Raw genomic sequence first — 13,669 nt, 5'->3', positions numbered from 1 at the left:
TAATGAGTTCTTCAGTCCTCATAGCGAGGACTTTAGTTATCAGCCAGGGAATGAATTCCCTGGCGGCTTTTCGGTTTAAGCAGAACAGGATATTAAACCTTAAACTCTTCCCCAATCCGTCTCATCGCTTCCTCCACATTCTCCCGACTGTTAAACGCCGAAATGCGGAAATAACCCTCGCCCGCCGCGCCGAAACCAGAACCCGGTGTCCCCACCACATTGCAAGTTTGCAGCAACTTATCGAAAAACTCCCAACTCGTCAAACCGTGAGGCGTTTTCACCCACACATAAGGCGCATTTTCGCCACCGTAAACCTCAATTCCGGCCGCTGTCAATTTCTCGCGAATAATCGCCGCATTTTCCATGTAAAAATTGACTAACGCCTGAATTTGTGCTTTTCCCACCTCCGAATAAACCGCCTCTGCACCGCGCTGGACAATGTAAGAAACGCCGTTAAACTTAGTAGATTGGCGGCGATTCCATAACTTCCAAATTTCGACATCGGAACCGTCGGCTGCTTTTCCGGTTAAAGTCTTCGGTACTACTGTAAAGGCGCAGCGAGTACCGGTGAAACCAGCATTTTTGGAAAAAGAACGAAATTCGATCGCACAATCGCGCGCACCCTCAATTTCGTAGATAGAATGCGGTAAACTCGGATCGGTAATATACGCTTCGTAGGCCGCATCGAAGAAAATAATCGAACCGTTCGCCTTAGCATAATTTACCCAAGCTTGCAAGTGTTCCTTCGTTGCAGTTGCGCCCGTCGGATTGTTGGGGAAACACAGGTAAATTAAATCGACTTTTTTGTCTGTGGGAATTTGGGCCGTAAAATTGTTTTCTGCGGTAATTGGCAGGTAAACTAAGCCGCCGTATTCGCCATTTTCGTTCGCATCTCCCGTGTGCCCCGCCATCACGTTCGTGTCTACATACACCGGATAAACTGGGTCTGTAACTGCGATCGTGTTATTGTTGCCAAAGATATCGAGAATGTTGCCGCAGTCGCACTTAGAACCGTCAGAAATAAAGATTTCCGAAGCATCAATTTCGCATCCCCGCGACTTAAAATCGTGCTGGGCAATTTTCTCCCGCAGCCATTCATAACCTTGTTCCGGGCCGTATCCTTTGAAGGTATCCCGCGAACCCATGTCTGCTACCGCCGCCACCATCGCCTCGCGACAAGCAGCCGGTAGCGGTTCCGTCACGTCGCCAATCCCCAGCCGGATGATGGGCGCTTGGGGATTCGCATCTGCAAAGGCTTTCACCCTGCGCCCAATTTCGGGAAACAGGTAGCCGGCTTTGAGTTTGAGGTAGTTGTCGTTGATAGTTGCCATAGTTCGATCGCTAGTTTGTCGTAAAATAGCTTACTGCTAATTGGCAGTTGAGTGTTGAGTGTTGAGTGTTGACTGTTGGCTGTTGGCAGATTGACAAAAAAATCAACCGCCTTGTATAATTAGATATAGTGTGCAGTGCAGAAGCAATTATGGACGACATCGAGTACGCCAAACTCTATCAAGAACTGGCGGCAATTCTAAATGAGTTTAAATTGGATTGGGTAGTTCAACAAGTAGCAGATACTGTAGAGATAGGTAAAGTAATTCAAGAGCGATCGCTCAAAAGAAAGACACCTCTGCTCAAGATAGAAGATTATACCGCAAAAGAACAACTTTTGCTGTTAATTGATGCTGTCGGACAAGCGACGGTGAACACTTCCGAAATGGAAGACGAAATAGCTTATTTCTTGAAAGTAGAATCGGAAACCTCTCCTCTGGGAACAAAAATTATTTTTGCCAATTCAGGTGCAGAAACAGCCCAAACAATCGAGTTTACCTCCAGTGTGACGGCCCCTCGCCACAAACAGGCGATCGCCCTCAAGCAACTACTCGAAAAACTGCCCTCAGAGCCTAGCAACTACGCCCTCAATTCCGACATTAAAAGCAAATTAAAAAGCTCCATCGACCCCGATTTTAACGGAGCAGCAGAACAAGCAAGAATTTTTGACGCTTACCTATTCACCATCCTGCTAAAAGCAGTTGCTAATGAAGGCGGTAATATTTATTACAACAACGTTTTAGACGACGAAACACCGAAATATCTAACCTTTAGAAAAACAGCCGGAACAATCCACGGCACCGCACATCCATACACTCATGCTGTGGTGGAATTTCCCGACAAACCAGCCCTAGAAATTCACCTCGGAGTAAAAGTCCAAGGTAGAGCCGGAGTTCTGCACAACTGCAACGTTTTAATTTTGTACCAAAAAGAAGCGAATATCTGTCGCTTGCTCAACCGCGAACCCCGACACTCGCAAGTAATTTTAGCGGTCAAAACTGAACACTACACCTCGGAAATTCAACTAGAAACGGCTGGTGCTTTTATCGGATTAGCGTCAGATATTCGTTACGAAGGCGGCAGCTATTTCATTTCTAACAGTTACTCCCAGCCCGTAGCAAAACTACTAACAACTGCGCGCAAAAAATGGGAACTCAACATTTTTCCGAGGGCGACAAACGATGTCCACCGGTTGATGTACTCGTTTCAAACGATTTTTAAAGACTTTAAGGCTAGAAACTAACATTAGGGCATTGGCCCGCGCAGGGCGAGCGCGAAGCGGAGGGATTGGGCATCGGCCCGCGCAGGGCGAGCGCGAAGCGGAGGGATTGGGCGGAGCGAAGCGGAGGGATTGGGCATAGTTAGTGTAAGCTGTTCTGCTTTTAAATTGTGTGTCAAGAAATAATCAAAGTTTTGTGGGGTGGGCATCCTGCCCGCCCCGAATATACAATTTAAATGTGCAACAGCTTAGGAATTCGCGTAAATACGAAATAAACCGGGTTTTTCACCAGTATTAAAGGCGAAAATGCACTATTTAGTAAAAAAACGGTTTCCGTATCTAGGACTATAGTGATTAGTGGTTAGTGGTTACTTGTTAGTAGTTTTTCTAATAAAAAATAACAAATAACAAATTACCAATGCCCGATGCCCGATGCCCGATGCCCGATGCCCGATATAATTTATGATGTTGCGAGCACCCAAACCTTACGAATAATGTTTAAGAAAGATAAATCTTCCCTGCTGTTTGCGATCGGAGCCGCTACACTTCTGATCGGTTTAGGCTTTCTCGCGTACTACCTCGTCATTTCTCGCGGGCCCGCCAAAGACTTACCGGCGGGAGCAACGGTTGTCCCGCAAGATGCGATGATGACTCTATCCATAACTACCGATGAATCGCAGTGGAATAAACTGCGAGAGTTTGGTACGCCCGAGTCAAAAGCTTCGTTTGAAAGGTTTTTAAGCGAATTGCGCGATCGCCTCCTGACAACCAACGGTTACGCCTACGCGCAAGACATTCAACCGTGGGTAGGTAACACAGCAATGGTAGCGTTTCTGCGAAACAAAACAGCAATACCAGTCCCCCCACGGACACCCAACTCGCCCCCGCCTCAGCCAATGCAGCAGTCAGTCGCAATTATCTTGCCAATTGCTAACCCGATTAAAGCCAAAGAATTATTAGCAAAACCCAGATCCCTCAACCAAGGAAAAATGGTTGAGCGCAATTATAAAGGCGTGCAAGTTACAGAAACTCAAGGTATACCCGATCGCAGTTTTTCAGTTGCGGTACTCGGCACAAACTATCTAGCAGTCACCACAGAACCCAGCGCCACAGACAGAATAATTGACACCTACAAAGGCGAACCATCCCTCGCCAAAACCCCCGGCTATGCAGACGCCATCCAACAAATAAAAGATCCAGCAGCCTTCGGTCAACTCTACGTCAATATGCCCGTTGCAGCAGCCTTTACAGCAGCCAACTCAGCCCGCGAAATTTCGCCAGAAAACCTGGAAAAACTGCAACAAAATCAGGGATTTGCCACCACAGCGACACTAGATTCAGAAGGCATTGGATTCAAATCCATCTCTTGGCTAAAACCAGATTCCACTAGAAAGATAGTGGTAGAAAACAACGCTTTAAAAATGGTTGACCGCCTCCCAAGCAATACAATCATGATGGTATCCGGCGGCAACTTGCAGCGTTTGTGGCAAGACTATGTATTGGGAGCGGATGCTAACCCGCTGTCCCCAATTAATCCCCAAATTTTGCGTACAGGTTTAAAATCCACTACCGGCTTGGATTTAGATAAAGATTTGCTCGACTGGATGGGGGGAGAATTTTCTCTGTCCTTAATACCTGCCAGCGCGCCAAATCCCAAAGACAAATATGCTGCTGGATTTGTATTTATGGTGGAAACAAACAACCGCGGCGCAGCTAACAAATCCCTGAAACAGCTTGATGAAACGATGAAAATGAAAGGGTTTAGAGTTGAGGAAATTAAAGTCGGCGGTCAACCTGCGACTAAATGGACATCGCAGTTTGGAGGGATTGCGGTAACTCGCGGCTGGATGAATAATGTTGCGTTTATCGCAGTAGGAGCTCCCGTGGTTGAGGCGATCGTTCCTGCGCCGAAAAGTCCGCTTTTAAGCAGCGAAATTTTTCAGAAAACTGTACGATCGCAACTTAAGCCCAACAACGGCAATTTTTTCATCGACACCGAAACTGCGTTTAACCCGAAAAACCTAGCTTTACCGGAGTTTCCTCCCACCCAAAAAATGTGGATAGATGCCACGCGGTCGATCGGCGTTACAGCGGCCGTCATTAGCGATCGTACCACCCGCTACGACGCTTTTGTCAGACTCAAAAAATCCGACCAATCCACTCCTTCTCCAAAGCCCTCGCCGAATCCTAGTGCACCGAGTCCTTCGCCCACCGTCCAAACTTCTCCCAATTAACTCTTAAATCATTGAACAAATCCGCCATGAAAACTCTTTATATCCTGTCGGTTCGATTGTCATAACAAACAAAGTTTGTAGTGTCAATTTTCTGCTGGCGGAAAGCGGACTTAAGTCCGCACTACGAATCTGGTTTATAGTGTCCATTTTCTGCTGGCGGAAAGCAGAGTTAAGTCCGCACTACGAACCTGCTTGCGCGTGCAGTTCGTCGTGCGGATATGATATTAAACAGCAACGGCGGGAGGCAAGATCGTTGATTATTTTTATAACTTAATTAGGACTTGTGCAGCGGTTGTCATAAACCGGGTTTAATGGACTAAAATCCTCCGCTGCAGTCCCCAGTCATGCAAAGAAACCGGGTTTCTTGGCGGGCGATTGCGTGCTGGACTGTTAATGTTAGGTCATTGTACAGGCTATTTTGGTAGTGCTTTTATGTAAAGGATGGAGAAAATTGAGGGGGGTTGAATCTTCAGCATTGCTAATCGGATTTGGTGATTGTAGTCATGAATAAAATTCCAAGGGGGGATTTCTCCTAAAAGAATTACGCCATTGATTTAGACGGGAGCATCTCATATTTGTAAAAAGACTTCTTTTGACTCCTTCTTTCTTCCTCTTTCCTCCTGTCTCCTGTCTCCTGCCTCCTACCTCCAATTTCTAGCTTGGCTGCAAAAGTGAGATGCTCCCATTTAGACTAGCCATACAGAAAAATTTAACATCAGTCTGTGGGTACGATCGCCCAAAACATCTTCCATCATCAATCCGCTTCAAATCCGCCGGAATCATCCCCGATCGCACCCTTAACATCCTCCCAGCAACGGCGGATGCACTTTCATAGGCCCCAGAACCCAGGAAGCAGAGGGGGAGTGCGTTTGATGTGTTTGTGCGCGCAAAGGGCGCGATCGCCCCCTCAAGTGTAATCCCTCACATCGCCTCAGTCTTCCTGCGGCAAATTTTCCAGCCAAATCTCTAAATCTGCGATCGACTGAAAATCTAACAATTCCTCTGCTAGAGTTTCAATTTGCTCGATCGACAAATCAGCAATTCTAGAGGTAATAGATTCCGGCAAAGTTCCAACTCGCCGATTTAACAGACGGCGATTTAACAGACGTAAAATCAAGGCTCTTCCTTCTTGTTCGCGGCCTTGTTCAATGCCTTGTTCGCGGCCTTGTTCAATGCCTTGTTCAATGCCTTCTTCCTTAGCTTCCCGATAAAACCGAGTTTCCTCAAGCGTAATCCCTAACATCGCCTCTGCCTCCCTTCGGTTCAAATTTGTAAACTTGTAGACCAGTATTGTCGTCAGCATCTCTATTATGGCGCGACTCGCCGCTTCCGATTCCTCCCGCTGCGATCGCGCCAGCAACAATCGCGCAGCTTCCGGCGTACTCGCTTCGTCGATAGTCGTCAACGCCATCAGCGCCACTCCCAGCGGCAACTGTTCGATCGCACCCAACTCATCCAAATATACCCGATGTACCTGATTGCTGCAGGTGAGCGATCGATAGGGATGCGTTTCGGATTGTTCAGTCGATCGACTCGGATAAATTACCACCGCTTCCCAATCAGTAAATCGCTGGCGGTTGCGATAAAAATACAAAAACGACTCACCAAACAATCTCTCATAAAGCAATTCATCCCGCTGAAACTGCACCTCACAGAAATATACAACTCCCGGTGCAGCATCCGGCGGCAAAAACACCCCATCAATTTCAAACTTCGGTTCCTTCACCGCCACCGAATCAAATCGATATTGTTCCGCATTTGATGGTGACTCTTCCAATAGCTCAAACAACAGCGTCGGAGCTTCTTGAAATAACTTATAAAAAATTGAATCTCGACGCATTAACTCAACATCTCCTATCGTGTGCGATCGATTGACCGATCTCGGATTGGTTCGTAGTGCCTATGCAAGTCCGCTCCGGGATTGCGTATGCAAGTCCGCACTACGAACTATTTTTGTTATACTAATCGACTGCACATGATATCATCTAGCCTGTGCAACTTATCCAACCATCAGTCGATTTTAGATTTTAGATTTTCAATTTTAGAATTGACTTTTCTAGATGAATCACCGGAGCTTAAGCTTTTGTCTAAAATTTGGGGAGTATCCACGACTTGATTCGGGGGATTCCGTTTTTTTGCTGGTTGCAAAAACAGCAAGTGGGTAATCTGCTAAATCAATTTTAAACGATTCGAGATAGCCCAATATCAAAAAATATCCTATATTTTCAGTCCTAGACGCACTCCCGACAAAGAAACCGGGTTTTTTACTTAATCTCTGGGTGAAAACGAAGCATTTTCCTGAAAAAACCCTGTTTCTGCCCCCTCTACGTCCAGGAATAAATTTGTTAGCGGGCGATCTAATTTCGCCCCTCAGCATTCGGTGTTTCCTTACTTTCAACTCGTCCAACCTCAAGCCGTCAGCCAGAATCAACCAGCGCGACTTGACGGGGTGACACTCGTCTGGTGGGTCAAGAGTAGCTTATTTGATGCGTCCGCCCGATCGCCCCCAGGCACCTCAACCACCCCCAAAAACTCATAATTGCCACAAAAATTCAAAATCTCAAACCCAAAACTCCCGAACCCCAGTACGATCGATCTAGTTAGCAAAAATAAGTAAAAACACTACCGGAGTAAATAATATGGATCTGGTCGTACTTCAGAACTGGCTGGACAACATCTCCTTCGCCATCCTGTTCGCAACAATGCTCATCTACTGGGTAGGCGCAGCCTTCCCCAACATTCCCTACCTGGCCGCCCTAGGCACCGCAGGAATGGCCGTCGCCAACCTCTCCATCGCCGCCTTACTCGGTTCTAGGTGGATAGAAGCCGGCTACTTCCCGCTCAGCAACCTCTACGAATCCCTATTTTTCCTAGTTTGGGGCATCACCGCCATCCATCTAGTCGCCGAAAACATGAGCCGTTCCCGCCTAGTAGGAGTAGCGACAACCCCCGTAGCAATGGCAATAACCGCCTTTGCCGCCCTGACTCTCCCCGACACCATGCAATCGGCAGAGCCCCTAGTACCAGCCCTCAAATCCAACTGGCTGATGATGCACGTTAGCGTCATGATGCTCAGTTACGCCACCTTAATGGTAGGAGCATTGCTGGCGATCGCATTTTTAATCGTCACCCGCGGCCAAAAAATCGAACTCACCGGCAGTTCCTTCGGCACCAACAGCAACCGCAACGGCAACTACCGCCTCCAACGCCCGCAAAACCCCCAACCCCCAGCCGACGACGACAGCCGACAACCTGTTGGCGAACCCGCTTTCAACAGCAATAACGGTTACAGCACCACCGCAGTGCTAGAACTAGCAACCGTTCAAACCGCATTAACCGCCCCAACTCAAACCGCAGAACTTCTCTCGCCCCAGCGTTTGAATCTAGCAGAAACCCTTGATAACATTAGCTATCGCATCATCGGTTTAGGATTCCCCTTGCTGACAGTTGGAATTATCGCCGGTGCCGTTTGGGCCAACGAAGCTTGGGGATCGTACTGGAGTTGGGACCCGAAAGAAACTTGGGCGCTAATTACTTGGTTAGTATTTGCAGCCTACCTGCACGCCCGCATCACTCGCGGCTGGCAGGGAAGACGCCCAGCAATTTTAGCCGCCACAGGTTTTGTAGTAGTTTGGATTTGCTATTTAGGCGTTAATCTGCTAGGCAAAGGTTTACATTCCTACGGTTGGTTTTTCTAATTTCCCAGCCACCAATCAGCCACAGAAAAACAGCATAAATCCAAGCATAGGGATTAATAGCATCTCCGGTTCTCAGGTGGCAACGCCCAATATTAGTGTCAAACTCAGCCTAAAATCCTCTGTATCTCTCGTTTGCATCCGAGTCTGACTCTTTCTAAATTCCCCTTTAAAAGGGGACTTCCATCGCTTCCACCCCCCCTCTTCTTAAGGGGGAGTAGGGGGCAAGAATTTGGGGGGCTCGGAGCCCGATCGTAAAACAGCAGACCGGTACTGCGTTTGAGGTAAACTTGACATCAATGCAATGCCAGCTTATAAAAGCATCGAGAATCAAAAACTTTCTTCCCTTTTCCTTCTTTTTACCCGCTCGCGTAGCCGAAGGGTTCTCTTCCCTTTTCCGTCTTCCTTCATTAACAGGACAATTGATATGGACGAATCACAAATATTTCTCAAAGAAGACGATGTTTTGTCTGCTCCTGCCAGCGCTTTAATGTATCAGTGTACATTCAAAGTTAGCGAATTTATGACCATTATGCAGTCAAAATTGCTAGAACAACACTTGTTTTCAGACGGCATGGATTGCGAAGTTTTAAGTGCCGGAAAAAACTGGACAAAAGGCAAACTTAGGATGCGTCTGGAGTTTTACCCGATAGAATCTGAGGTAACAGAACAAAAAGCCCTTCCAGCCTCCCCAGAAACATCAGACACCGCGCAGGCCTACGACCAAAATAGCTCATTCCCAACTGATACTAATGATGAACCAACTGTAGCCGATTCAACACAAATAAGTGACAATTATCCTTTGTCTGGGTATCCAGACAGCAACCCTCAAAGTAGAGGAATGTGGAGCTAAAAAGCAGAAATTTAGAGAATGGGAAAGTGGCAATTGTGAGTGAAAAAAAGGGAAATTGCCCTATTACCAATTCCCAATCCCTCCGCTTCGCTCCGCCCAATTCCCAATTCCCTCAACACCCATTTGTTAGGAGCATCTCATATTTTTGCAAAAAGCTTTTTTTTCGCTTTGCAAGCTGTCGCGATATAGCACGGGCTTAGTGTCGGCGATGAGCGAGTTTTGTCTAACCGCTCTTCGTGGACAGCACTACCATAGCTTGCAGGCTAGACTGCGAGTACGCTGAACTTCCTTCTTCCTTCTTCCATTTCTCTTCGGACATTGGACATTGGACGGAAAGCTCGGGGAGGACAGCACCAATGACTAATGACTGTTGACTGTTGACTGTTGACTGTTGACTGTTGACTGTTGACTATTGACTGTTGACTATTGACTGTTGACTGTTGACTGTTATTTGTTAGTTGTTATTGGGAATTGAGAAGTGGAAATTGGGAATTCGTAGCAAGTAACCAATAACCAATAACCAATAACCAATAACCAATAACCAATAACCAATGACTAATGACTAATGACTAATGACTAATGACTAATGCCCTGCGCGGGCCAATGCCCAATGACTTACTGCATGAAAAACTGCTCTCATGGCTCAATCTTCCAATTGGACGCACCTCCACGCTCAACTGCACCGGACGCTGCTGCTGCGACAAATATTGCCCTCAAATCAGCGATTGTTGGTAGCAGTATCCGGCGGCCAAGATTCTCTGTGTTCGCTCAAATTACTGGTGGATTTGCAACCAAAATGGGGTTGGGATTTAGCGATCGCCCACTGCGATCACCGCTGGCGTTCTGATTCTCAATTAAATGCAAGTCATGTAGAAAATTTAGCGAAAAATTGGGGCATATCCTATTATTTGCAAACCGCCTTGTTAGTCCCCAAAACCGAAGCGGCCGCAAGACAGTGGCGGTATCAAGCTTTAACCGAAATTGCGATCGCCCACAACTACCCCTACATTGTCACAGGCCACACAGCCAGCGATCGCGCCGAAACACTCCTCTACAACCTGATTCGCGGTAGCGGTGCCGACGGACTTTCTGCCCTCACCTGGACGCGCCCCCTGTGCGATTTTCGATCGCCGATTTTAGATTTTGGATTGGAGAATTCCGAGGAAAATCCCAACTCCCAAATATCGGCCGATTTTAGATTGGTTCGTCCCTTGCTCGAAATCACCCGCTCGCAAACCGGTCAATTTTGTCAAGAGCAAAAACTACCAATTTGGGAAGATTCCACAAATCAAGACTTAAAATATGCCCGCAACCGCATTCGATCGGAATTATTGCCTTACTTAGAAACTCATTTCAATCCAAAAGCCCAACAGGCGATCGCCCAAACAGCCGAACTCCTCCGCGCCGACGTCGAATATCTCGAACTTGCAGCCCGTGACTTGCTACAGCGAGCAATCTGTCCCATTGCAGACAGCGAGCAGGTGAAATTTCAACTGCCCGTCAACTTAAATCGCCCGATTTTGCGAGAAGCACCCCTAGCGTTGCAGCGACGGGCTATGCGACAGCTACTGCAACAAATATTACCCTCAGCGCCCAGCTTTGAGAGCGTAGAAAAACTCACCAGCTTAATCGCAGCGCCCAACCGATCGCAAACCGATCCATTTCCAGGAGGAGCGATCGCCCGAGTTGAAAAACCTTGGATAATTTTAGATCTTAAATTTTAAGCAGTCATCAAGCCCGAAAAAACTTGTCGCAGATCCGAAACTACCCGATCTTGCTCCTCCCCAGTATGCTGCACGCGATCGAGTTCCGCCCCCGCCGCTTCCAGCTTCAGGCGCAGCCCGCTCAAATTGTCCTGCACCGGTTGCAACATTTCTTGATAAACATTCACCCGGCCCCAGAGTTCCGCCACAGCAGCTTTTTGGTTGAACAAATTCTGCTCTAACTGCTTGAGTTCGTAACGTTTCGACTCACTTTCTACATTTTGGATGTTGACATTTTCCTCAATTTGAGATATGAGTTCCCGCACCTGCTTAATTTCATTTTCCAGCCTTTGCAGTTCTTGGCTTTGCTGCTGGCGCACAGAATTGAGCTTTGCAACCATCGGCTCCCAATCAATATCAGCAGGATCTTGTTTTGGAGCATTAGCAGTACCCAATCTTCGCCACAGCACCCCCTGATGCTGCTTCAAAACATCCTCCCGTTCCTGCAAGCGGAGCCGCTGTCCCACCAGAGTTTCGTTCAACATCTGATAACTTTCGAGCTCATCGGCCATTTCATTTTCCAAAGCCATGCGATCGTACTCCGAAGCCGCTTGAATTTTCCCTTGCAGCTCCTCAATAGTCTCCCGTTGGAGAGTCAACTCCTCCTCTTGATCGTTAACAAAGCGGAACACCTTTTCCAAATCCTCTTGCAAGTGTTGCACCAGCCCCTGCAACTCATCAACCGGCATCTGCTCCAGAGCAGACACATCTACTGCCTGCTCCATACCCCCAGCACCCGCAGCAGATGCGAACCGAGAAAATTGCTCGTACATATCCTCAACAGCCCGCACCTGCAAATACATCGACTCAACCTGATCCTGCTTAGCGCTGAGCGTACTTTGATGCCCCTTAAGATCCGCCCGAGCTTGTCCCAAAACATCTTGAGATTGATACCACTCCAGCCAGCGGCTTTGCAGGCTTTGAAGCTGTCGTTCGACCTCTTCCTGCTGCTGCTGAGCATTGGCCCGTTTTTGCTCCAACTGCTGCCAGTGCAAATCCAAAATTGCTTGCTGAGCTCCCACAACACCAAAAGACTGATTCAATTGTTCCCGAACCCCTTGAGCGGCAGAAATTGCACCTCCCAGCTTGTTCATCAACTCCTGAATCCTCAGTGCCTGCTGCTCGTCGATCGCAGCCCCCTGCGGAATCTGAGACTGCTGCTGAGCCACCTGCTGCTGTTCGCCCCGTAACTGTTCCCAAGCCGTCTCAATTTCCACCCGGCTGCGATCGACCTCATCCCGCAATCGGTTAGCCTCATCGCGAGTATTTTCAATTTCCGAGCGCTGAGCCTCCAGCCGCTCCAACTCCTCCTCCATTTGAGCCAACTGCTCTTCGCGGGCTTGCATTTCCATTTCCCGGCGATTGAGCTCCTGACTCGAAAACGTCAGAGAAGCCTTCCACTGTTCAATTTCCTCTTCCTTATCCTTAAACTTGTCCTGCAAGCGCGAGAAATTTTGCAGAATGCTCACCAACTGGCGGGCAGCCTCCTGAATCCGCTGTACTTGCTTGTTAGCGCTCAACTCAACCAGCACCAGCGTGCCGTCGTTAAACTTATTAGCTTCCTCAACTGGAATCGCATCATCCCCCGGTACGGCACTCCAATTGTGTTCGCCCCGCTGACAAGCTAGCAGTTTCAGTTCAGCCTTACCGCCACCGAGACCAAAGCCGCTTCTCTGTTTTTGTACTTCTGCTAGATACAGCACACTAATAGTCCTCTGCTTCCTAAAACCTATCCAAACATACTTTAAGCTACTTAAAGACCGAAAATACTAAGTAGTCTTTGGTGTCGTTTTCCCAATCCGGGGATAGCATCCTTTCCCCGATCGCGCACAGCAATCACCCACAACACTCCCCCAACGGAGAGCGTCTCGAAAACCTTGCCACCGCCCGCTTTCTGGAAGAATGGCAGAGCAGTCTCAATGCCACTTGATTCAAGACTAGCAAAACCGCAGCGACTCTCACAGCCCAAAGCCGAAAAAAGTCAGTCGATTTTAGATTTTAGATTTTTCCGCTTGCTGCGGCTTACTTCGGCTTCGCTGGACACAAGTCCCAGGGCACGAGTCGCCGTACAAGTTTTCGATACTTCGGCTTCGCTGTACAAGTTTTCGATTTTCGATTTTCGATTTACTTGCAGGAGATGAATCACCCTAGCAGGAACGTTCTTTTCAAAATTGGCGATCGCCGCGATCGGAGTAGGCGGCACGCCACCCGTTTTTGGTCGGGGTCAGTCAAAAACTGTCTAGTTGAAGTAATGGGTGCATCAGCAAGTCGATTCGTAGAAGCAATAATCGAGCGTGGCTTTAGCCCGATCGAGTGTCCATGTTTGACCGCACATAATTTTACCAAAAAATTGGGTCTAAAGCCCCGTCCTTATAGGACGGCTTTAATTACAACAAGTGTGAAGACTTGTTAAATATACAGACTTATAAGTAAAAGTTTTAGCAAAAGTGATAAACTATTCCAATGATAGTTTTAGAGTTTAAGTTGAAGGGCAAAGCGGAGCAATATCGAATCATCGACGACATGATTCGGACGGCTCAATTTGTCAGAAACAAAACTCTTAGACATTGGATAGA

Annotated in this window: 11 protein-coding genes; 7 read left to right on the top strand and 4 right to left on the bottom strand. The window is 47.7% G+C overall.

Features of this window, described 5'->3' with window-relative positions:
* Nucleotides 1-92 precede the first annotated feature (92 nt).
* Nucleotides 93-1,331, bottom strand: coding sequence for an LL-diaminopimelate aminotransferase (locus QUA97_RS08735; RefSeq protein WP_333194388.1), 1,239 nt, complete (start codon nt 1,329-1,331; stop codon nt 93-95).
* A 149-nt stretch (nt 1,332-1,480) separates the two neighbouring features.
* Between QUA97_RS08735 and QUA97_RS08730 the strand changes: the two genes are divergently transcribed.
* From QUA97_RS08730 to QUA97_RS08720, 3 genes are all read left to right on the top strand, one after another.
* On the top strand, nt 1,481-2,572 hold the full coding sequence (locus QUA97_RS08730; protein ID WP_333194387.1) for a hypothetical protein: 1,092 nt from the start codon (nt 1,481-1,483) through the stop codon (nt 2,570-2,572).
* Between the two features lie 470 nt (nt 2,573-3,042).
* Complete coding sequence (locus QUA97_RS08725) at nt 3,043-4,782, top strand: DUF3352 domain-containing protein (protein WP_333194386.1); 1,740 nt, start codon at nt 3,043-3,045, stop codon at nt 4,780-4,782.
* 676 nt (nt 4,783-5,458) lie between these two features.
* Entirely contained in the window at nt 5,459-5,617 is a 159-nt protein-coding gene (locus QUA97_RS08720; RefSeq protein ID WP_194068022.1) for a hypothetical protein, read from the top strand.
* A gap of 96 nt (nt 5,618-5,713) precedes the next feature.
* On the opposite strand, the gene QUA97_RS08715 is transcribed toward QUA97_RS08720, so the two are convergent.
* The gene (locus QUA97_RS08715) at nt 5,714-6,622 is read right to left on the bottom strand and encodes an Rpn family recombination-promoting nuclease/putative transposase (protein ID WP_194068021.1); all 909 of its coding nucleotides are present in this window, start codon (nt 6,620-6,622) and stop codon (nt 5,714-5,716) included.
* A 799-nt stretch (nt 6,623-7,421) separates the two neighbouring features.
* Between QUA97_RS08715 and ccsB the strand changes: the two genes are divergently transcribed.
* The 3 genes from ccsB (at nt 7,422) to tilS (ending at nt 11,054) form a co-directional block, all read left to right on the top strand.
* Nucleotides 7,422-8,480, top strand: a complete 1,059-nt coding sequence (gene ccsB, locus QUA97_RS08710; protein WP_333194385.1) for a c-type cytochrome biogenesis protein CcsB — start codon at nt 7,422-7,424, stop codon at nt 8,478-8,480.
* A gap of 424 nt (nt 8,481-8,904) precedes the next feature.
* On the top strand, nt 8,905-9,330 hold the full coding sequence (locus tag QUA97_RS08705) for a KGK domain-containing protein (protein ID WP_333194384.1): 426 nt from the start codon (nt 8,905-8,907) through the stop codon (nt 9,328-9,330).
* Nucleotides 9,331-9,968: 638 nt separating this feature from the next.
* A complete protein-coding gene (gene tilS, locus QUA97_RS08700) occupies nt 9,969-11,054 on the top strand; it encodes a tRNA lysidine(34) synthetase TilS (RefSeq protein ID WP_333194383.1) in 1,086 nt (361 codons plus the stop codon).
* Here tilS and hmpF read toward each other — a convergent pair.
* Nucleotides 11,051-12,796 (bottom strand): pilus motility taxis protein HmpF, encoded by a 1,746-nt coding sequence (hmpF, locus tag QUA97_RS08695; protein ID WP_333194382.1) that lies wholly within the window; start codon nt 12,794-12,796, stop codon nt 11,051-11,053. The two genes, tilS and hmpF, sit on opposite strands and share 4 nt — an antisense overlap.
* Before the next feature lie 80 nt (nt 12,797-12,876).
* Between hmpF and QUA97_RS08690 the strand changes: the two genes are divergently transcribed.
* The gene (locus tag QUA97_RS08690) at nt 12,877-13,023 is read left to right on the top strand and encodes a hypothetical protein (RefSeq protein WP_194068016.1); all 147 of its coding nucleotides are present in this window, start codon (nt 12,877-12,879) and stop codon (nt 13,021-13,023) included.
* 51 nt (nt 13,024-13,074) lie between these two features.
* Here QUA97_RS08690 and QUA97_RS08685 read toward each other — a convergent pair whose 3' ends face one another.
* On the bottom strand, nt 13,075-13,296 hold the full coding sequence (locus QUA97_RS08685; protein WP_194068015.1) for a hypothetical protein: 222 nt from the start codon (nt 13,294-13,296) through the stop codon (nt 13,075-13,077).
* Between the last annotated feature and the right edge of the window lie 373 nt (nt 13,297-13,669).

Origin of the sequence: Microcoleus sp. CZ3-B2 (genome assembly GCF_036705055.1) — a bacterium.
GTDB lineage: Bacteria > Cyanobacteriota > Cyanobacteriia > Cyanobacteriales > Microcoleaceae > Microcoleus.
Note: the sequence above shows the minus strand (reverse complement) of the source record. Positions and strands in the feature narration are given on the sequence as shown.

Coding starts and splice junctions, on each gene's coding strand:
- QUA97_RS08735 (WP_333194388.1), bottom strand. CDS start 1,331: ATGGCAACTATCAACGACAACTACCTCAAACTCAAAGCCGGCTACCTG.
- tilS (WP_333194383.1), top strand. CDS start 9,969: ATGGCTCAATCTTCCAATTGGACGCACCTCCACGCTCAACTGCACCGG.
- QUA97_RS08720 (WP_194068022.1), top strand. CDS start 5,459: ATGCTCCCATTTAGACTAGCCATACAGAAAAATTTAACATCAGTCTGT.
- QUA97_RS08705 (WP_333194384.1), top strand. CDS start 8,905: ATGGACGAATCACAAATATTTCTCAAAGAAGACGATGTTTTGTCTGCT.
- ccsB (WP_333194385.1), top strand. CDS start 7,422: ATGGATCTGGTCGTACTTCAGAACTGGCTGGACAACATCTCCTTCGCC.
- QUA97_RS08715 (WP_194068021.1), bottom strand. CDS start 6,622: ATGCGTCGAGATTCAATTTTTTATAAGTTATTTCAAGAAGCTCCGACG.
- QUA97_RS08725 (WP_333194386.1), top strand. CDS start 3,043: ATGTTTAAGAAAGATAAATCTTCCCTGCTGTTTGCGATCGGAGCCGCT.
- QUA97_RS08730 (WP_333194387.1), top strand. CDS start 1,481: ATGGACGACATCGAGTACGCCAAACTCTATCAAGAACTGGCGGCAATT.